At 54.9% G+C, this 20,477-nt stretch carries 15 protein-coding genes; 14 read left to right on the top strand and 1 reads right to left on the bottom strand.

What is annotated here, in order from left to right; genetic code table 11:
* The first annotated feature begins 99 nt into the window (after positions 1 to 99).
* From LBO03_00700 to LBO03_00635, 14 genes are all read left to right on the top strand, one after another.
* Complete coding sequence (locus LBO03_00700; protein ID MDR3348119.1) at positions 100 to 1,092, top strand: hypothetical protein; 993 nt, start codon at positions 100 to 102, stop codon at positions 1,090 to 1,092.
* Between the two features lie 713 nt (positions 1,093 to 1,805).
* Positions 1,806 to 2,585, top strand: a complete 780-nt coding sequence (gene motA / locus LBO03_00695; GenBank protein MDR3348118.1) for a flagellar motor stator protein MotA — start codon at positions 1,806 to 1,808, stop codon at positions 2,583 to 2,585.
* Between the two features lie 4 nt (positions 2,586 to 2,589).
* Positions 2,590 to 3,453 carry an OmpA family protein gene (locus LBO03_00690; GenBank protein ID MDR3348117.1) on the top strand — a complete coding sequence of 288 codons (864 nt, stop codon included), beginning with the start codon at positions 2,590 to 2,592 and terminating at the stop codon, positions 3,451 to 3,453.
* 59 nt (positions 3,454 to 3,512) lie between these two features.
* A complete protein-coding gene (locus tag LBO03_00685; protein ID MDR3348116.1) occupies positions 3,513 to 4,547 on the top strand; it encodes a M48 family metalloprotease in 1,035 nt (344 codons plus the stop codon).
* Between the two features lie 50 nt (positions 4,548 to 4,597).
* A complete protein-coding gene (locus LBO03_00680) occupies positions 4,598 to 5,611 on the top strand; it encodes a M48 family metalloprotease (protein ID MDR3348115.1) in 1,014 nt (337 codons plus the stop codon).
* A 129-nt stretch (positions 5,612 to 5,740) separates the two neighbouring features.
* Positions 5,741 to 7,627: a 1,4-alpha-glucan branching protein GlgB gene (gene glgB / locus LBO03_00675; protein ID MDR3348114.1), complete on the top strand. Its 1,887-nt coding sequence runs from the start codon at positions 5,741 to 5,743 to the stop codon at positions 7,625 to 7,627.
* Positions 7,628 to 7,633: 6 nt separating this feature from the next.
* A complete protein-coding gene (locus LBO03_00670) occupies positions 7,634 to 8,776 on the top strand; it encodes a glucose-1-phosphate adenylyltransferase (GenBank protein MDR3348113.1) in 1,143 nt (380 codons plus the stop codon).
* A 39-nt stretch (positions 8,777 to 8,815) separates the two neighbouring features.
* Positions 8,816 to 9,925 carry a glucose-1-phosphate adenylyltransferase subunit GlgD gene (glgD, locus tag LBO03_00665; protein ID MDR3348112.1) on the top strand — a complete coding sequence of 370 codons (1,110 nt, stop codon included), beginning with the start codon at positions 8,816 to 8,818 and terminating at the stop codon, positions 9,923 to 9,925.
* A gap of 2 nt (positions 9,926 to 9,927) precedes the next feature.
* Positions 9,928 to 11,373, top strand: a complete 1,446-nt coding sequence (glgA, locus tag LBO03_00660) for a glycogen synthase GlgA (protein MDR3348111.1) — start codon at positions 9,928 to 9,930, stop codon at positions 11,371 to 11,373.
* 2 nt (positions 11,374 to 11,375) lie between these two features.
* Positions 11,376 to 13,823: a glycogen/starch/alpha-glucan phosphorylase gene (locus tag LBO03_00655; GenBank protein MDR3348110.1), complete on the top strand. Its 2,448-nt coding sequence runs from the start codon at positions 11,376 to 11,378 to the stop codon at positions 13,821 to 13,823.
* Between the two features lie 11 nt (positions 13,824 to 13,834).
* Positions 13,835 to 17,236 carry a 4-alpha-glucanotransferase gene (gene malQ / locus LBO03_00650; protein ID MDR3348109.1) on the top strand — a complete coding sequence of 1,134 codons (3,402 nt, stop codon included), beginning with the start codon at positions 13,835 to 13,837 and terminating at the stop codon, positions 17,234 to 17,236.
* 48 nt (positions 17,237 to 17,284) lie between these two features.
* Positions 17,285 to 17,995, top strand: a complete 711-nt coding sequence (locus LBO03_00645; GenBank protein MDR3348108.1) for a DUF2225 domain-containing protein — start codon at positions 17,285 to 17,287, stop codon at positions 17,993 to 17,995.
* A gap of 111 nt (positions 17,996 to 18,106) precedes the next feature.
* Positions 18,107 to 18,895, top strand: coding sequence for an electron transfer flavoprotein subunit beta/FixA family protein (locus tag LBO03_00640; protein ID MDR3348107.1), 789 nt, complete (start codon positions 18,107 to 18,109; stop codon positions 18,893 to 18,895).
* Between the two features lie 11 nt (positions 18,896 to 18,906).
* Positions 18,907 to 19,923: an electron transfer flavoprotein subunit alpha/FixB family protein gene (locus LBO03_00635; protein ID MDR3348106.1), complete on the top strand. Its 1,017-nt coding sequence runs from the start codon at positions 18,907 to 18,909 to the stop codon at positions 19,921 to 19,923.
* 302 nt (positions 19,924 to 20,225) lie between these two features.
* Here the strand turns inward: LBO03_00635 and LBO03_00630 are convergent.
* On the bottom strand, positions 20,226 to 20,477 hold a 252-nt coding region (locus tag LBO03_00630), incomplete at its 5' end, for a hypothetical protein (protein ID MDR3348105.1).

Raw genomic sequence — 20,477 nt, 5'->3', positions numbered from 1 at the left:
GTCAAATAGACGGCGCAGCAAGAGGCGGGCGCAACGGGTTCGTTCCCCAAGATACGCCAAAGCCGGCAGACGGCAGACGCAAAAACGGACGGAGGTTGCATGGCTATGGCGGCACAACGGGCTGAACGCAATAGGACGATTACGTTAAGCGACAGCGAGGTCAGTCGATATATGGGGTCATGCTCTTGTACATACGAAGATATGCAGCCCGAAAATATGATTATTCACGGCGATGCTTTCGATATACTCGAAACGCTTCCAAATAGCTTTGTGGATTTACTCATCGTTGATCCGCCATATAATTTGAACAAACTATATGGCAGCCAGGCATTCAAGAAAATGGACGATGCGGAGTATTCGGTGTTTACGCGCCGTTGGCTTGAAACCGTTCGCCATGCCTTGAAAGCCGACGCTACGGTTTACGTTTGCAGCGACTGGCAGACAAGCCTTGTTGTCGGGCGGCTTCTCGGCGAATATTTTACTGTCCAAAATCGTATTACTTGGCAGCGGGAAAAAGGGCGCGGAGCAATGCATAACTGGAAAAATTCAATGGAGGACATTTGGTTCGCAACCGTATCTCCGAAGTCATTTACCTTCAATGTTGACGATGTCAAGATGCGCCGCCGCGTTATTGCGCCATACAAAGCTGACGGCGTACCCAAGGATTGGATTGAAAGCGAAAACGGGAACTTCCGCGACACCTTTCCGTCGAATTTTTGGGACGACATTTCCATTCCATATTGGTCAATGCCGGAAAACACGGACCACCCAACGCAAAAGCCCGAAAAGCTGTTTGCGAAGTTGGTTTTGGCAAGTTCCAATTCGGGCGATATGATTCTCGACCCGTTTGTAGGTTCGGGCACGTCGGCGGTAGTGGCAAAAAAACTCGGCCGTCGGTTTATCGGCATTGAACGAGAGGCGGAGTATTGTGCATACGCGCAAAAACGTCTTGAAATGGCGGACGACGCAACCACCATTCAAGGCTATGCGGACGGCGTGTTTTGGGAACGCAATACGCTTGCGTTGCAGCAAAAGGTTTGCGCCAAATCCAAAACTGAAAGCAACCGGCAGGCCGAATCATTGTTCGGGTAAACGCGGGATAATATGCTCCGCGAACTGCTCGATTTCATTGAATACCGCGATGGGATTTTCGATAAAGCCGCGCTTGCTGAATTGGTTTGCGAACATTTCTGGCATCCTCCGCAGTTGGGGCGGCATCGTTAATGCTCCCGAAAAACTTGACGAGCTTTTTGCTATCCATCAATATGAGGAGTTGAGAGGCAACCCTCTTGTTGCTTTAACCTTTTCGGCTTTTTTTACGATATAAAGATATATATGGGCTGGACTAAACAGATAATTGATGTTAATATGAATGTGTATCAATAAAATGCTTTTCAACATTTAAAGTACGGCATGCCTGTCCTACGCCCGTCCGCTCTTTGCCTCGTATGTTCGGCGGCGCGGCTGCGCCGGCCTTTAGGTTTTGTTTTTCTGTTTTGCCGGGAAAATAATTTTTGCCGAACTGCCTCGAACCGCCCTGAGCCCTACGCTTCTACAGGCCGGAAAGCACTCTTTTTGCCCGTTCGAGTACGGGCGGAAAGCAAAAATCCGGCCAAGGCGGCGGGAACCGGAGGGCGGCTGACCTCAGCGCATACTCGGCCGGCCATCTGCGGCGGGCGCGGCTTGCCCATTTGCGGGCCGGCGCCCGGCGCGAGCCGGACATGCAGCTGCTTGCGGCATTGTTTGGCGAAAAATTCAAATAAAATCCGTTTTTATTTTTCATTGCAGAAAAAGGGGATGATTTTTTGGAACTTTCGACTACATTAGGTGTGCCTATAGCGATAGTAGCCGTGCTTGTCGGCATGGTGCTCAAAGGAGCCAATCCCGTAATGCTGCTCAGCGGGGCCGCGGTCATGATCATACTTGTCGGCACTACCGGCGCCGTTTTGAACGCCATGCCCATGCATATAGCGAAAAAAACGCCGGCCCTGCTGAAGAAAGTCGTGCAGAAGCAGACATTGATCCCGGTGTCCGTGCTTGCCGCGACTTTTGTCGAATTTTCCCAAGTAGCCAGGCGCGAAGGCCTGCTCGCCCTCGAAGGCCGGCTGGGCGAAATCAAGGACCCTTTCATGCGCGGCGGTTTGAGCATGATGATCGACGGCCTTGACGCGGAATTCATAAGGGACGTCATGGAAGCGGAGATCGGCGCCATGGAAGAACGGCATCGCCATTGCGCCACTATTTTCTCGCAGGGCGGCATGTATTCGCCCACGCTCGGCGTTTTGGGCGCGGTTATCGGTTTGGTCGCGGCGCTCGGCAACCTGAACGACATCGACCAGCTCGGCCATTCCATCGCGGCCGCTTTTATCGCGACAATGTACGGCATATTTTTCGGCTATGTCGTTTGCCACCCCATTGCCACCAAGCTGAAAATTTTAAGCGCGGAAGAAGCGAGCATAAAAAGAATAATAGTCGAAGGCATATTGTCGTTGCAGGCCGGCGATTCGCCGATCGCCGTCGAGTCCAAGCTCAACGCTTTCTTGCCGCAATCCGAGCGCAAAACCAGCTCTTCTGCGGGAGAGTAGGCCTATGTCCAAAAAACACCACGGCCCTCCGCACGAAGAACACCCTGACGAAACCTGGCTTGTTCCTTACGCCGATCTTTTGACCTTGCTTTTGGCTCTGTTTATCGTTTTGTTCGCTACGGCAAAAGTTGACCAGGGTAAGTTCGCGGCAGTCGGCCAAGCATTGAACGTTGCCTTGGGCGGCGGACTCGGCGGCGCGCTGGGCGGTTTGGGCATCGGCACTGCTTTGGGCGGCGGCGGCGGCGGGCAGACCATCCTCTCCGGCGGCGCCGGCTTGACGGCCGGCCCCGGCTCCGCCCCTACTTCGGTCATGAGCCCGGCGGAACTGGAAAGTTCGCAATTGGGAAACGCCAAAAGTGAAATAGAGTCTTTTATCCAGCAGCTCCACGGCGGCATTGAAACCGTATTGACCGATCAGGGCCTGGTGATTAGGATACGCGACACCGCGCTGTTCCCCTCGGGCAGCGCGCAGCTCAGCCCTGCGGCGGCCGACTTCGGGCAAAGGGTCGCCGATATTATCGGGCCTATCCCGCAAAACATACTGATCTCCGGCCATACGGACAATGTGCCTATTAATACGGCGCAATTTCCCTCCAATTGGGAATTGAGTTCGGCCAGGGCGATGAGTTTGATGAAATATCTTTTGAGCATCAATCCGGCTTTTAACCCCGCGCGCTTTAGCGCGATCGGCTGCGGCGAATACCGGCCGATCGCCCCGAACGATTCGGAAGCCGGCCGCGCCCGTAACCGCCGGGTGGAAATTCTCATTCAGAGGATGTATATAGATGGCGAACGCGCCATGGACACGCTGATCAACCCGGAAGCTACAACGGCGGCTACCGCGGGCGTTCCCGCGTCCAATCGTTGATAGGCGGCAAGCAGGCGGCAACGCCTGCTTTTTGTATTGCTGCGTAAAGAAGGCGCCTTATGCCAAGAAAAATCGCGTTCTTAATATTGATATTGGCGCATTTGTTTGCCCTGTCCGCTCCGGCCGGCGCCCGCTCGGCGGCCGATGCGGACAGGGCCGGGCAGTTTGAGCGCTACTACGGCCTTTTCCCTGACGCCGCCGCGCAAAAGCGCGTGAGCGGCATAGGAAACAAATTGGTTGCCGCCAACGGCCTGAATACGGACGACTTTACTTTCAAAGTTATAAATTCCGCGGAAATAAATGCCCTCGCCTTGCCCGGCGGCTATATATACCTGTTCAAAGGATTGACGGACTTCATGCCGTCGGACGATGAACTGGCGGCCGTCATCGGCCATGAAATGGGGCATGTTACGGGCAATCATATCGCTCGAAGGGAACGCGAGCAACTTTGGGCCATGATCATCGGGGCGATTTTGGGCGGGCCGGAAGCGGCCATTGCCGCCAACGCGGCGTTGGCCGCTTTGCCGGCCTACAGCCAAAGGGACGAGCGGGAAGCCGACGACAGCGGATTTATGTATGTCCTCGGCGCCAATATGAATCCTTACGCCGTTCTCGTCGTCCTGAACAAACTAAACGATGCCGACGAGCATCCCGACATAAAGGTCAACTTCGCCCAGCACCCGGAACCGTCCGCCAGGGCGGAGCGGATAAAAAAATATTTGCAGCGGCTGCAAATAACGCCGGCCGTTTTTGAAAAAGAGGGGGCGGCCGAAGTACAAGACGGCGAATGGACTATGGAGGTCAGGGTGCCCGACGGCGCCGGCAAGCCGCTTTACCGCGCCTGGATGCTGGCGGGCAGTTTGTACGCGATTGCCCAGGCCGGAGCTGTAGACCCGGATAAATTTATTGTTGACGAGCAAAAAGGACTTGCCGGCATTTATTATGGCGACCGGCTTGTTTATGCCGTGAATTGGCTGGATTTGGCGGCTGGCGGCGAAACTTTGGCGCAAAAGGCCGCCGACTATGTTGAAAAATTGCGCCTCTGGGCGCAGGGCCGCGCAAACGTCCAGCCCGCCGCCGCTATGTCGGGTTGAGCGAGGCTTTGTCCGGTTGATAGAAGGCCCTGAAAAACAAAGGACGATTTATGCGGAAAACATTGCAGTTTGCAGCCTTGGTATGCATCTTTCTTTCGGCCTTCATTTGCGGCGAAATTTCGCCCGCCCGGGCGGGAAAAGGCGACAAGGGCCTGGTTTACGATGGGAAAAACGGCGCCGCCATAATTGAAAATTATTACGGCACAAGCAAAGACGAAGCAATCAACGCCAGGGTAGAGGCTATCGGCCGAAAATTGGCGGAGGCGTCCGAACGCCGCGATTTGTCTTATGTTTTCCGGGTGCTTGACGGCAAAATGGTCAACGCTTTTTCTTGCCCGCTCAATTATATTTTTGTTTTCCGCGGGCTGGCCGATTTTATGCCGGACGACGCCGAACTGGCCGGCGCCCTGGCCCATGAAATTGCCCATTTTGAAAAAGGGCACATATCCTTTCGCTCCGACAAGGCTGTCGCCGGCGGCGAGCGCGGCAAACTCCGGCGGCAAAAAATGCAGGAAAACCACGAACACGAATACCAGGCGGACGCCGGCGGTTTTTATCTGGCGCTGAAGGCAGGCTACAACCCTTATGGCATCTTTGTCACTATCAGCAAACTTTCCGTCAAAAGCGGCGCCAGGGCGAGCAAAAGCCATCCGCCCGTTGCCGAGCGCGTCGATAGGCTCTCCGCTTTGGCCAAAAGCGAGAACATCCTGCCGGAAGTCGTTCCGGCGGGTACCGCTGCGGCCATTCAAGCCGGCGGCTGGCATATAGTGATAAAAGAGCCGGCAGGCGGTTATTCCGCTTTGGCGCGGGCTTGGCTGTTGGCAGGCAATCTGCATCTTTTGAAAAACTGCCGGCCGGTAGCGCCGGAGAAGTTTTCGGCGCGCGCCGACGGCCTTGGCGCGAAAATTTATTATGACGGCGCCGAGCTTTACGCCGTGCGCCAAACCGACCTTAAAGGAAGCGGCTTTACATCCGCCGATGCATTGGCGCGCTGGTACGTGGACAGGTTCCGCGAATTCGCGCATGAAGTGGAGTATGACCGGCCGCCGGCGGCGATGGGATGAGGGCGGGGGCAGGGAAGGCAGCGCAAATTTTCCGGCGCGGCTTTTGACATTCGTGGGATTGCAGGATTTTTCATAATAATGTCGAACTAAAAACAAAAGGCAACCGAGTTTTTTGAGAAGCGTGATTAAATGGTTATTGGCGAAATGGATCGTTATTTGTTTGCCGAAGGCAGGCATTGCGAAATATTCAAGTTCCTGGGCGCGCACAAAACCAGTTTGGAAGGCCGGGACGGAGTGGTTTTTTCGGTATGGGCCCCGGCCGCCAAAGCGGCATGGGCCGTCGGCGATTTTGATGATTGGCGCGGTTTGGATTTTGCCATGCGAAACATCGGCGGCGGCATCTGGCAGGTTTTTGTGCCCGGCGCCGACGCGGGAATGCGTTATAAATATAAAATTGTGGGCGCGGACGGAAAAACGCGGTTAAAAGCCGACCCTTTGGCTTTCGCCGCGGAGCTTAGGCCTAATACGGCTTCCGTGGTCGCCGCGCCGGACGAATTTTTCTGGACCGACCGGGAGTGGATGGAAAGCCGCTCAACCAATTCATACGGGCGGCCCGTCAATATCTATGAGGCGCATTTGGGTTCTTGGCGGCAGAAAGAAAACGGCGAGTTTTTTTCTTACCGCGAGTTGGCAGGGATGCTGCCGGCTTATGTCCGGGACATGGGCTATACGCATATAGAAGTTTTGCCTTTGTCCGAACATCCCCTCGACAATTCCTGGGGCTATCAGGTAACGGGGTATTATGCGCCGACCAGCCGTTACGGCTGCGCGCGGGATTTGAAGCATTTTGTGGACGTCTGCCACGAATTGGGCATAGGCGTCATCATGGATTGGGTTCCCGGCCATTTTTGCAAGGACGATCACGGCCTGCGGCAATTTGACGGCAGCTGCTGCTATGAGCCGGCCCATCCTCTGCGCCGGGACAATGAAGGCTGGGGGACGTCTTATTTTGACCTTTACAAACCCGAGGTGCGCAGTTTTCTTATTTCCAACGCTTGTTACTGGATAGAAGTTTTTCATCTTGACGGCTTGCGCGTAGACGCGGTGGCCAGCATGCTTTACCTTGATTATAACAAGCCCTCGGGCAAGTGGCTGCCCAACGAATGCGGCGGGCGCGAAAATACGGCCGGCATCGCGTTCTTTCGTGATTTGAGCCGCCTGGTGTTCAAGCGCAACCCCCAAACATTGCTGATGGCCGAAGAGTCCACTTCCTACCCGATGGTAACTTGGCCGGTGCACGACGGCGGCCTGGGGTTTAATTATAAATGGAACATGGGCTGGATGAACGACGTGCTGGAATACATAGCCCAAAAGACGGCGCACCGGCGCGGCGTCCATAATTACATCACGTTTTCCTTTATGTACGCCTTTTCGGAGAATTTTGTCCTGCCTTTTTCCCACGACGAAGTGGTGCACGGCAAGAAATCCCTGATCGGCAAAATGCCGGGCGATTATTGGCAGAAATTTGCCAATGTGCGCCTCTTGCTCGGCTATATGATGGCCCATCCCGGCAAGAAGCTGCTTTTTATGGGACAGGAATTTGGCCAGTTTATTGAGTGGGACGAAAAAAAGCAGTTGGATTGGTTTTTGCTTGATTATGAAATGCATGGCAAGCTCAAAAATTATGTCAAAACGCTCAACGATTTTTATCGCCGGGAAAGCTGCCTCTGGCAAATAGACTCCGATTGGCGCGGTTTTGCCTGGCTGGAGCCCGACGACAAAGACCACAGCATAATCAGTTTCCTGCGTTTTGACGAAAACGGCCGGCATTTGGCGGTGATCTGCAACTTCACGGAGATAGCCCATGAGGGCTATCGGGTGGGCGTGCCGCAAATGGGCCCTTATCACGAGGCTTTAAACAGCGACGATGCAAATTTCGGCGGCAGCGGCAAATGGACCAGGCGCGTCCTCATCGCCAATCCGACGCCCTGGCACGGGCAGGAATATTCCTTGGTCGTCAGGGTGCCGCCTTTATCTTCTTTATACATTGTAGCAGGTGACGCAAAAGGGTGGTGACAATCAATGCGCAAGCTTTCATGTATCGCGATGCTGCTCGCGGGCGGGCAAGGCAGCCGGCTTGGCGGCTTGACCAGAAACATAGCCAAGCCCGCCGTGCCGTTTGGCGGCAAATACCGCATAATTGATTTTGCCCTCAGCAACTGTTACAATTCCGGCATTTACGCGGTAGGGGTGCTTACCCAATATCAGCCGCTGGAACTTCACCGATACATCGGCATAGGCAGTCCCTGGGACCTTGACCGCAAGCACGGCGGGATCTACATCCTGCCGCCCTACGCCCGCGAAGGCGGCGCCGACTGGTACAAAGGCACGGCGGACGCGCTTTATCAAAACATCAAGTTTGTCGACAGCATGAAGCCCGATCATGTGGCCGTGCTTTCCGGCGATCATGTTTATAAGATGGACTACTCCAAAATGCTCTCTTTCCATGTCGAGAAAAAAGCGGATGCCACCATTGCCGTCATAAACGTCGACATCAAGGAAGCCAGCCGTTTCGGCATAATGTGCGCGGACAAGGACGGGCGGATTGCCGCTTTCGAGGAAAAGCCCAAAAATCCGCAAAGCACCCTCGCCTCTATGGGCGTATATATTTTTCATTGGCAGGTCCTGCGCCGCTATCTCATAGAAGACAGCCAGAACGCGAAAAGCTCGCACGATTTCGGCAAAGATATAATACCCCGCATGCTCTTTAAAAAAGAAAAACTCTTTGCCTATCCTTTTGAGGGCTATTGGCGCGACGTGGGCACAGTTGAAAGTTACTGGCAGGCCAGCATGGATCTGTTGGGCGACGACTACGCCTTTGACCTTTATTCTCCCGACTGGATCATCAGTTCGGAAAACCTCGCCCTTCCCCCTCACTACATCGGCAAAGAAGGACGCGTGCTGAAGTCGCTTGTAAGCGAAGGCTGCTTGATCTACGGCCATGTGGAAAACAGCATTCTCTTCCCTTCCGTCATCGTGGAGGAAGGAGCCGCGGTGAAAGATTCCGTAATAATGGCCGAGTCCCGCGTCTCCATGGGCGCGGTGGTCGAAAGGGCGATTGTCGGAGGCAAGGTTTTCGTCATGCAAAAACAGAAAATACTTCCGTCCGGCCCGGGCGACATAGCGCTGCGTTTTTCCGGCGGCGAAAAACTGGACGATGGATAAGGGCCATTTGGCGGTTTATCTGAGCGGGGAGGCGTTTGGATGTTCAATGTCATGGGATTGATAAACTTGCACGAAAATACGGTAAAACTGGACGTCCTGACGCAAACGCGCCCTTTGGCGGCAGTCCCTTTTGGCGGCAAATACCGGCTGGTGGATTTTGCGCTTTCAAATATGGTCAACTCCGGCGTGCACAACGTCGGCATACTCATTCCGGAACATTCCGGGGCGCTCCTGCAGCATTTAAGGGCCGGCAAGGACTGGGACCTTGACCGCAAGCACGAAGGCCTGTTCCTGCTCATTCCCACGCCGCGCACGCCGCTGGCCGGCACGGGCGACGTGGACTATTATTCGCAGCACTTGGATTTTTTGCTCGACGCCAAACAAGAATACGTCATTTTGTCCGCCAGCCAGTTTTTATGCAACCTGAACTACGGCCTGGCGCTTGAATATCACAAACAATCCAAAGCCGACGCGACGCTCATCTACCGGCGCCTGGGCAATAATGAAACAAGGCCGTCCGGGGCGGTCATGCTCACGCTGGACGCCGACAATTTTATCGCCGACATGGAGATAGCGCCGCCGCAAAGCAAAAGCCGCAATCTGTACATGAGCATGGCGATCACTGGCCGCCGGCTGCTCCTGGACATCATAACCAACGCCATGAGCCGCGGCGGCGGCGATTATGTCCGGCAGCTGCAGGCCAACCTCAAGAACCTGCGGCTGAATGCTTGGGAATTCACCGGCTATGCGGCCAACATTTGCGACGTCAGGGAATATTACCGGCATCACATGGCGCTTTTGAACCAGGCCGTCTGGCAGGACATTTTCTTTCGCAACGGCCATATCTACACCAAAGTGAAAGATTCCGTGCCGACCAAATACCTGTCCGAGGCCAAGGTGGAAAACTCTGTCCTGGCCAACAGTTGCCAGATCAACGGTTTCGTAAAAAACAGCGTGCTTTTTCGTTCGGTCCATGTGGCGAAAGGGGCCGTGGTCAAAAACTCCGTAATCATGCAGTATTCCTATATAGGAAGCGGCGCGCGCCTGGAAAACGTGATCTGCGACAAGGACGTTGAGATAACGCCGGGTCATTCGCTCAAAGGCGACCCGTTGTATCCGCTTGTAATAAAAAAAGGAACGGTGGTGTGATTATGAAACGTGTATTGTTTGTTGCATCGGAGGCCGCTCCGTTTGCGAAAACCGGCGGATTGGGCGATGTGACGGGATCTTTGCCGGTGGAAATGGTCAAGCAGGGGATAGACGCCCGCGTCATAATACCCTGGTACCGCGACATACCGCAGGCACTCAAGGACAAGGCGCAAGCCCTGACCGAATGTACCGTCAATATTTCCTGGCGCAAGCAAGAGGCCGTATTGTGGAAAATTGAGCATAACGGAACGATTTTTTATTCCGTGGACCAACCCTACTATTTTGACCGCGGCGGGTTTTACGGTTATTTTGACGATGCGGAAAGATTCGCCTTTTTTTCGCAGGCGGTTTTGGCGCTTTTGGACAAGATTGATTTCGTCCCCGACATCATTCACGCGCACGATTGGCATACTGCCTTGATACCGCTTTATCTTGAGCATTTTTACCGCAGCTACGAGCCTTGGAAAGACATAAAAACTGTCTTTACCATCCACAACCTGGCCTACCAGGGCAAATTTTCGCCCGCGATCATCGAAGACGTGTTAGGGCTGAACTGGGGCTATTTTACCGGCGACAAACTGGAATTTAACGGCTGCGTCAATTTAATGAAAGGCGGCATACTTTACGCCAGCGCGGTTACCACCGTGAGCGAAACTTACGCCCGGGAAATCATGACGCCGGAACACGGGGAGGGGCTTGACGGCGTTTTGCGCGCCTGCGCGGGGAAATTTTACGGTTTTTTGAACGGCATTGACTACGGGATCTACAACCCCTGGAAAGATCCCCATCTTGCCGCCCACTTTCACAGCGCGCCCAACATGCTTACCCGCCGCCGGAAAAACAAAGAATGGCTGTGGGACGAGCTGGGCTTCACCGGCGACAAAAACGCGCCCATAGTGGCGGTGGTTTCCCGAATTGTGGCCAGCAAGGGGTTTGACCTCATTTGCGAGGTGATTCCGGCCATTCTCGACTCAGGCTGCAAATTAGTCATCTTGGGCGCGGGCGAAGCCGGCTACGAAGGGTACCTGCGGCATATCGGCGGCCAAAACGCCGGCTCTATGGAGGTGCGCACGCAATTCAACGACACGCTGGCGCGGCAGATATACGGCGGCAGCGATATTTTGCTGATGCCGTCGGTCTTTGAGCCTTGCGGCATAGGGCAGATGATCGCCATGCGCTACGGCTGCGTTCCCATCGTGCACGAAACCGGCGGGCTTATCGACACGGTACGCCCTTACAATAAATTTACCGGCGAAGGGACGGGGTTTGGTTTCAAAGAAATGACGGCAAGCGGTTTTCTGCGCGTTTACAAAGAAGCGCTGGAGGTTTACCGGGACAAAAAGGCCTGGGCGAAATTGGTCGGCAGGGTAATGAAGGAAAATTTCAGTTGGGACAACACGGTGCGAAAGTATATTGAACTTTACAACAATCTTTGCGAAGGGGAGTAAAAATGCTGACAGAAGAGAAATTTAAAACGAGGTTTATGGAAAAATACGCCACCTGTTTTCAGACATTGCACGGCAAGCCGATCAGCGAAGGGTCCCTTGATCAGCAGTACGAAGCGTTGGTAGAAACTTTGCGCGAGGAAATAGCGAGCAACTGGGTAAAAACCAACGCGGAATATCAGGCAAGGAAAGTAAAGCAAGTATATTATTTTTGCATAGAATATCTGCCCGGGCGATTGTTGGACAATTATTTGTCCAACCTGGAGATCAAGGATCCCGTAAAAAGGGGCTTGGCCGAACTGGGCATAAGCCTTGACGATTTGGAAGCGCAGGAAAAAGACGTCGCTTTGGGCAGCGGCGGCCTTGGCCGCTTGGCCTCCTGCCTTCTTGATTCTTTGGCGTCAACCGCCATCCCCGGGCACGGTTGCGGCATAAGCTACAAATACGGCCTGTTCCAGCAGAAAATCGTCGACGGCAATCAAATTGAATTCCCCGACCGCTGGATATCAAACTACAGCGCCTGGCAATGGCCGAAACGCGACAAGGCGATGGAAGTGCGTTTCGGCGGCGCGGTGCAAATGCAGCAGGAAGGCGGCAGCCTCAAATTCATCCATACGGACTATGAGGCGGTGCTGGCCGTCCCTTATGACATGCCGATCGTCGGTTACGACAACAACATCGTCAATACCCTGCGCCTTTGGAGCGCGGAGGTAATGCCGGCGGCCGAGGAAATACTGCTGAGCAACCGGCAGGAATACAAGAAAGCGGTGGAATACAAATACGCCGTGGAGTCTTTGAGCGAGGTGCTGTATCCTGACGATTCCAACTATCAGGGCAAACGCTTCCGCTTGAAACAGCAGTATTTCATGGTTTCCGCCGGCATCCAAAGCATATTGCGGTTCTACAAGAAAAAGTACGAGCTGGCGCTGGAAGATCTGCCGAATTACATAGCCGTTCACATAAACGATACCCACCCGGCGCTGGTTGTGCCGGAATTGATGCGGCTGCTGCTGGACGAGGAAGGCCTGGGCTGGGATGCCGCCTGGGACATCGTTACCAGGGTAGTATCATACACAAACCATACCATTATGCCGGAGGCGCTGGAAAAATGGCCGGTCGACATAGTCAAGGAACTCATGCCCAGGGTTTACATGATAATAGAGGAAATAGACCGGCGCGCCAGGATAAAACTGGAGGCGGCCTATCCCGGCGAATGGGACAAAATAAATTCCATGGCGGTCGTGCATGACGGGCAAGTATTTATGGCCAACCTGGCCGTGTTCGGCAGCTACAGCGTGAACGGCGTGGCTTATATCCATACCGAAATATTGAAAAAGGATGTTTTGCGCAATTTTTATCAATACGAGCCGCAAAAATTCAACAACAAGACCAACGGCATTGCCCACCGGCGTTGGCTTTACAACTCCAATCCCGAACTTACCGACCTGATTTCAGGAAGAATCGGCAACGGCTGGATAAAGCATCCTGACGATCTGGCTCACCTGATGCGCTACGCCAAGGACGAGGAATTCCTGGAAGAACTCGCGCAAGTCAAACAGGCGCGCAAAGAAATATTGGCTAAATACATTATGAACAAATTAGCCGTGCCGGTAGACACAAAATCAATTTTCGACGTGCAGATAAAACGCATACACGCCTACAAAAGGCAACTGTTGAACGCCCTGCACATTTTCGCGCTCTATAACGCGATGAAAGCCGGCGCCGCCCCCCCCGCGCCGCCGCGCACCTTTATTTTTGCCGGCAAGGCCGCGCCCAGTTATTATCTGGCCAAAGCGATCATAAAGCTGATAAACACCCTGGCGGAAACGATTAACAATGACGCGGCCATTGACAGGCGCCTTCGGGTCATATTCCTTGAAAACTACAACGTCAGCCTGGCGCAGATAATCGTGCCGGCGGCGGAAGTGAGCGAGCAGATATCCACCGCCAGCAAAGAAGCCTCCGGCACTGGCAACATGAAGATGATGATGAACGGCGCCGTAACCATCGGCACTCTCGACGGCGCCAACGTCGAGATAAGGGAGAAAGTAGGTGAAGACAATTTCGTGCTGTTCGGCCTCCGGGCGGACGAGGTGTTGGAACTTAACCAAAACAATACTTATTCCGCCTATAACACCATAGCGGACGACCCGCGGCTGGCCGACACCATGGACAAACTGTTCGGCGGGGCCTTGCCGATCGATCAGCAAAGCCTCATGTCGATTAAAAACTATATTTATGCCGGCAATGACGAATTTTACGTAATGAAAGATTTTGAGTCCTACCGCCAGGCGCAGATAAAAGTCGGCGAGCTTTATCAGGACCGCCCGAAATGGCTGGAAATGTCAACGGTAAACATCGCCAAGTCCGGCTTTTTCTCCTCCGACCGCACCGTCCAGGAATACGCCCGCGATATATGGCGCGCCCAAAGCATAACGCGCATCGATAAATAGGAGAGTATCAGGTGATTTCACTTCTGCACGATTCGCAAAACCTTCTTTACCGCGATCCTTTCGGCGCGCGCCCTATAAAGGGCGCCTTGCGCCTCGCCCTGGAAACCGTCGGGCAGGAACCGTCGGAAGTGCTGCTTAGGCTTTGGCGCGACGGCGAGTATATTTATCCCATGGCCCGGAAAAAAGCGCCCGCCGAAAAAAGCGTTTGGCGAGTTGAAATTACTTTGCCGGACAAACCCTGCCTGGCCTGGTATTATTTCATCGTAAAGCTGCCGGGGCGCACGCTTTATTACGGCAACAACCCCGAACAATTGGGCGGGCGGGGCAAGATTTACGACAGCGATCCGGTTTCTTACCAAATAACCGTCTATGACGCCCAAAAAATGCCGGGCTGGCTTTACGGCGGGATGATTTACCAGATATTCCCCGATCGTTTTTTCAACCCTTTTCCCGCGCCTTTGGCCAAAAAGCCCGATTCGCTTATCCACGACGACTGGCACAGGCGTCCGCTGTACGCGCGCGACCGCGCAACCGGCGAAATAATGGCCTATGATTTTTTCGGCGGCAACCTTGACGGCATAACCGCCAAACTTGATTACTTGGAAGATTTCGGCGTAACGCTCATTTATCTTAACCCTATTTTTCTTTCGGTCAGCAACCATCGTTTCGATACGGGCGACTATGAAAAGGTCGATCCGGTTTTAGGCGATCTGGACGCTTTTAAAAGATTGTGCCACGAAGCGAAGGAGCGCGGGATCAGGGTAATCCTGGACGGCGTGTTCAGCCACACGGGAAGCGACAGCCGGTACTTCAACAAGGAAGGCACCTTCAAAAGCGTCGGGGCATGGCAATCAAAAGATTCCCCTTTTTACAGTTGGTACCGTTTTAAGAATTATCCCCATGAATATGAAAGCTGGTGGGGCATCGGCAACCTGCCCAACGTCGACGAGCTCAACCCTGATTACCTTTATTACATAGTTGAAGCAAAAAGGAGCGTTGCCTGCCGCTGGCTGCAAGCCGGGGCAAGCGGCTGGCGCCTTGACGTGGCGGACGAATTGCCTACGGAGTTCATCAAGTTGTTAAGATGGCGCATAAAACTTGAGGATCCGGAATGTTTCCTCTTGGGCGAAGTATGGGAAGACGCCTCCCGCAAGGTCGCCTACAACGAATTGCGCTGTTATTTTTTGGGCAACCAGCTTGACTCGGTGATGAACTATCCTTTCCGCGACTGCGTGCTTGACTTTCTTCTGGCGCGCCGGAGCTCCCGGGAAGTTATGGCGCGCCTTTACAGCCTTTACGAAAATTACCCCGCGGAAAATTTTGGCCTTTTGATGAACCTTCTGGGCACGCATGACACCGCGCGCATTTTCACCGAACTCTCCGGCGTTCCCGGCGACAACTTTACCGACACGCAAAAACGCGGATTTTATCTCTCCGGCCGGGAGCGCTGCGACGCTCTGCGCCTTTTGTGGCTGGCCGTCGTCTGGCAGATGACCTTTTGCGGCCTGCCATCCGTTTATTACGGCGACGAGGCGGGGGCGGAAGGGTTTAGCGATCCCTTCAACCGCGCCACCTATCCGTGGGGGAAAGAAGACCCGGATGTTTACAAATATTACTGGCGGCTGTCCCGGCTGCGGCGCAGGTACCCGGCATTGCGGCGCGGCGCCTGGCTGCCGCTGCAAACGGAACCTGACATACTCTCTTATAAACGGTTGCTGGCGGCGGAAGAAGCGACCGTCGTTTTAAACCGCGGCCGGCAGCGCAAGACCTTCAGCATGGACGGCGACAGCGCCCTTGTGGACGTATTGAGCGGCGAAGTGTTTTCCCCGCGCGCCGGGCGCGTCTCCATGCCGGTCGACGGTGGGATGGGGCGCGTCCTGCGCGGCGGGGTGATTTACCCTGACCGGACGCGAAAAGCGGGGCTGCTGCTGCACCCGTCAAGCCTTCCTTCCGATTTCGGCATAGGGGATTTCGGCCCGGGCGCTTATGAATTTATTGATTTTGCCGTTTCCTCCGGACACCAGATTTGGCAGCTGCTGCCGCTGAACACCATTGACTATGCCGGTTCGCCTTATGCCGGCGATTCCGCTTTCGCCGGCAATACGCTTTTGATTTCTCCCGAGCTGCTGCTGGCGGAAGGCTATATCGCCAAAGAGGACATTGCCGCCGCCAAGGCCGGGGCGTCAGAAACCGATCGGGTGGATTTTTCGCAGGTAAAAGAGCGCAAAGAAAAAATCTTCCGCCGGGCGTACAAACAGTTTGCGCCGGGGGCGGAGTTTGAGCGCTTTCATCGGGAAAACGCTTTCTGGGCGGACGATTACGCTTTGTACAAGGCTTTGCAAGGTAATTTCGGCGGCGCGCACTGGAACGGCTGGCCGCAAAAACTCTTCCGGCGCGACCCGGACGAACTGGCGGCTTTCGGCGAGCGGCTGGCGGGCGAAATAGGCTACCAGTTGTTTTTGCAATACGAATTTTGGCGGCAATGGGCGCTCTTAAAGGAAAAAGCCAATCAAAAAGGCCTTATTGTCATCGGCGACATTCCTATCTACCTTTCGGGCGAGAGCGCCGACGTGTGGAGCAACCGGCAGTTCTTTGAACTGGAGGAGGACGGCGCGCCGGCGGCGGTTGCCGGCGTGCCGCCGGATTATTTTTCCGAAACCGGCCAGCTTTGGGGCAATCCGCTTTATAACTGGGCGGCTTTAAAGGGAGATGGTTATGGCTGGTGGAAAAAACGCTTGGAACATGGCCTGAAAGCCTGCAACCTTCTGCGCCTCGACCATTTCCGGGCGCTGGACAGCTATTGGCGCGTACCGCGCGGGAGCGCGACCGCCGCGCCGGGGCAATGGCGCGCCGGACCGGGGGAAGATTTTCTGCTCTCTTTGCAAAAACACTTCGGCGGCCTGCCTTTTATCGTGGAAGACTTAGGCGACATAACCCCCTCCGTGCACCGGCTGCGCGACCGCTTTGCCTTGCCCGGCACGGACGTCCTGCAATTTGGCGTTTCAAGCGACATAACCAAAATACTCTATACCGGGACCCATGACAATGACACGCTCCTCGGCTGGGCGGAAAACAACCGCAGCGATCCGGCCTTTGTCCGCATGGCGGAACTGGCGGGCATTCCCGCCATGCTTCCGAAGGAAGAAACGGCCGACCAATTTTTGAAATTTGTCTATACATCCGATCATATCTGGGTCATTGCGCCCTTGCAGGACTTGCTGGCGCTTCCCGGCAGCGCCCGGATGAACACGCCGGGCGTCGCCTTGGGCAACTGGGGCTGGCGGCTGCCGCCCGGACGGTTGGACGAGCGCGCGGCGCAGCGCGGGCGGGAATTGGTAACATTGGGCGAGCGCGTCCGCGTAAAAGGCATAGATGAAAACATTCCCGGAATGTGCTATGATAGTGCCTGGTAAGTTGTCGGCGAGTTTAATTTTGCCATTTTGGCAAGGCAGGTGATTTTATTGGCAAGTTCCCTTGACCCAACATACGTTGTGGAAAAAAGCTGCCCTTTATGCGACGGGGTTTTCCCCGCTACCAAGACGCGTTCCAAATTGCGCATGGTAAGGCAGGACACGGATTTTAACATAGTCTACGAACAAATAAATCCGCTTTATTATTCCGTCTGGTTTTGCCCGCATTGCGGCTATGCCGCTTTGGAAAGCCACTTTTCCGATATTCCGGAAAGATCGGTGCAAGTATTGCGGGATTTTTTGGAAGGCTGCCAGGTCAGCATGGATCTCCCCGGCGTCCGTTCGCGCGAACAGGCCATAATCCTCTACAAACTGGCGATCTTTTATTCGGATTTGATCGATGCGAAAAACAGCCGCCTGGCCAGCCTTTATTTGCGTTTGGCCTGGCTTTACCGCGAAGCGGCCGATGAATCGCTGGAAATGATGGCGCTGGAGAAAGCGCTGGAGTATTATGAAAAGGCCAGTTTCAAAGAAGGTTTTCCCATTGGCAACATGAATGAGCTGACCATGGACTACCTCATTGCCCAACTGCAATTTCGCACAGGCAAATTAGATCAGGCAGCGGCCAATTTCAGCCGGATTATCGCCAACCCCCAGGCAAAATCGGAAAAACGCATTTCCGAACTGGCGCGCGATGCTTGGGCGGACATAAAAGCCAAACGCAAAGAAGCGGAAAACGAGGCGCCCGCCGAGCAAAATTAGGGCGTATTGGCGCTGCCTGAAACGCTCGTGGCCCCGCCGGGCGGCGCCAACGCGCTTCGGCCGCGGAAAAGTGCGCGTCTGCTATTTTTTTATTATGGGGGGAGAGAAACAGTGAACAGCATAGTATTTATCAAACAGGTTCCCGACATCGGCGAAGTCAAAATTGACCCGGTAACCAACAACCTCATCCGCCAGGGCATTCCGTCGGTGATCAATCCTTTCGACAAGAACGCCTTGGAGGAAGCGCTCATCCAGCGCGAAAAGCACGGCGGCAAGGTTACGGTCGTAACTATGGGCCCGCCGCAGGCTGCGGAAGCGCTGAAAGAATGTTTAGCTACCGGCGCGGACGAAGTGGTCCACCTCTCGGATGCCGCTTTCGGCGGTTCGGACACTCTGGCCACGGGCAAGGCGCTGGCCGCCGCCGCCAGAAAGATCGGCGGCTACGATCTCATCATTTGCGGCAAACAAGCCACCGATGGCGACACCGCGCAAGTAGGGCCGGAAATGGCGGAATTTTTGGATCTGCCGCAGGTAACCAACGCGGTCAGCTTGACGATCGAAAACGGCGAAGCGACCGTCAAGCGCGAAGAGGAATGTGGCTATGCCGTTTTGAAAGTGAAATTGCCGCTGCTTTTGACCGTAACCAAGATCATCAACGAACCGCGCCTGCCCAGCATCAAGGGGCGGATGAAAGCAAACAAGGCCGCCATCCCTGTTTGGACGGCGGCCGATCTCGGCCTGGCACGGGAAGATACCGGGCTTAAAGCCTCCCCGACCAAGGTCGCCAAAATCTTTTATCTTACCCAGAGAGGCCAAGGGGAAATTATTAAAGAAGACAGCGCCGAAGCGTCGGCCAAACGGTTGGTGGCCAGACTGTCCGACGCCGGGCTGCTCGCATAGGAAGGTGCGCCATGAAAATAACCGTTGAAGAAGCAAAAGGGTTGCTGGTCTACATGGAACAAAACGCGGGCATCCTGCGCAACGTGGGATTTGAACTTTTAGGGCACGGCCGGGAGCTGGCCGACAAACTCTCCGCCGAGCTGTCCGCGCTTGTCATCACCGGCGCGGACGGCGACCAATTGGCGCGCCAGGCGATCGCCGGCGGCGCGGATAAAGTGTATCTCATAGAAGGCCCGGAATATGGGCGTTTCCATACCGACGCCTACACTTATGCCACCGTGGAACTTATCAATGAGTACAAACCGCAGGCCGTGCTTTTCGGCGCTACCGTGGACGGGCGGGACTTCGCCCCGCGGGTGGCCGCCAGGCTGGAAACGGGCTTGTGCGCCGACTGCACCGGCGTGGGCGTTGACGAAAAAACCAATTTGGTCATTTGGACGCGCCCGACCTTCGGCGGCAATATCATGGCGCAGATCCTCTGCCCGGACAGGCGGCCGCAGATGGGCACGGTCAGGCCGAAAACCTTCAAGAAGCCGCCGCCGGACAGCAGCCGCGCGGGACAGGTGATCAAATTCAGCCTTTCCCTGCCGCCAAGCGCGAACCGCGTCGAATTCGTCCGGGAAGAGCTGCCGGAAGGCGTTGTCTGCAACTTGGAAGAAGCCGAGTATATCGTGGCAGGCGGGCGCGGGTTGGGCGCGCCGGAAAACTTCAAACTGATTGAGGACTTGGCCGACGCGATCGGCGGCGTCGTGGGCGCCTCCCGCGCCGCCGTCGATGCCGGCTGGATAGAGCATCTGCACCAGGTAGGGCAAAGCGGCAAAACCGTCGGCCCCAAAATATATATCGCCTGCGGCATTTCCGGCGCGATACAGCATCTGGCCGGCATGAATTCGTCGGACACGATCATTGCCATCAACAAAGACCCGGACGCGCCAATCTTTCGGGTAGCTGATTATGGCATAGTAGGCAACTTGTTTGAAATACTGCCGGCTTTGACCAAAGAAATCAAAAAAGCCCGGCAAAAATGACCGGGGCAAAAGGGAGCGGGCGAAAGCCTGTCTCCCTTTTGCCTTTTAACGGGCGATTGGGAGGGGCGGCCTACTTGTCGGTCTGTCCTTCCGCCGCGGCCAATGTTGCGACCGTTGTGGCGGCAAAATCTGTAAACGGCTTCCTGTGTTTTTGTTCCCGGCCGGGCCGATATGTCCGCTAAAGAAAGCCGAAACGGGCGGAGCCGGCTTTGCAAAGCCGAAAACCGCAAGCGGCGGCCATTATGGCCGCCGCTTGGCGTAAAGCGCTGTTTTGTTGTTTTTGACAAGCCGCTCTCCGGTTTTTAGAAGTAGAAGAACACTCTCGTCCAGAGCAGGTTGTTGTCGTAAGCATCGCCTTTTTTGCTGTCAAAGTCAAAGTAGTCGAGGGCAAACTCAATGTTCTTGGCCAGTATGTAGGAACCGCCCACGGTATAGCCTTTGAAGCCGCTGCCGCCGGCCGCGCCCGGATCAAGTTCCGGCGTGGTGTTGATGTAGGTGGAGGCCGGCAGGTCGTAATAGACCGCCCGCAGGGCGTAGCTGCCGGCTTTGCTCCG

The sequence above is a fragment of the Acidaminococcales bacterium genome (assembly GCA_031290885.1).
GTDB lineage: Bacteria > Bacillota > Negativicutes > Acidaminococcales > JAISLQ01 > JAISLQ01.
This window is presented reverse-complemented; position numbering and strand designations above follow the sequence as displayed.

Coding starts and splice junctions, on each gene's coding strand:
- LBO03_00690 (MDR3348117.1), top strand. CDS start 2,590: ATGTCCAAAAAACACCACGGCCCTCCGCACGAAGAACACCCTGACGAA.
- glgD (MDR3348112.1), top strand. CDS start 8,816: ATGTTCAATGTCATGGGATTGATAAACTTGCACGAAAATACGGTAAAA.
- glgB (MDR3348114.1), top strand. CDS start 5,741: ATGGTTATTGGCGAAATGGATCGTTATTTGTTTGCCGAAGGCAGGCAT.
- LBO03_00700 (MDR3348119.1), top strand. CDS start 100: ATGGCTATGGCGGCACAACGGGCTGAACGCAATAGGACGATTACGTTA.
- LBO03_00670 (MDR3348113.1), top strand. CDS start 7,634: ATGCGCAAGCTTTCATGTATCGCGATGCTGCTCGCGGGCGGGCAAGGC.
- LBO03_00685 (MDR3348116.1), top strand. CDS start 3,513: ATGCCAAGAAAAATCGCGTTCTTAATATTGATATTGGCGCATTTGTTT.
- glgA (MDR3348111.1), top strand. CDS start 9,928: ATGAAACGTGTATTGTTTGTTGCATCGGAGGCCGCTCCGTTTGCGAAA.
- LBO03_00655 (MDR3348110.1), top strand. CDS start 11,376: ATGCTGACAGAAGAGAAATTTAAAACGAGGTTTATGGAAAAATACGCC.
- LBO03_00635 (MDR3348106.1), top strand. CDS start 18,907: ATGAAAATAACCGTTGAAGAAGCAAAAGGGTTGCTGGTCTACATGGAA.
- LBO03_00680 (MDR3348115.1), top strand. CDS start 4,598: ATGCGGAAAACATTGCAGTTTGCAGCCTTGGTATGCATCTTTCTTTCG.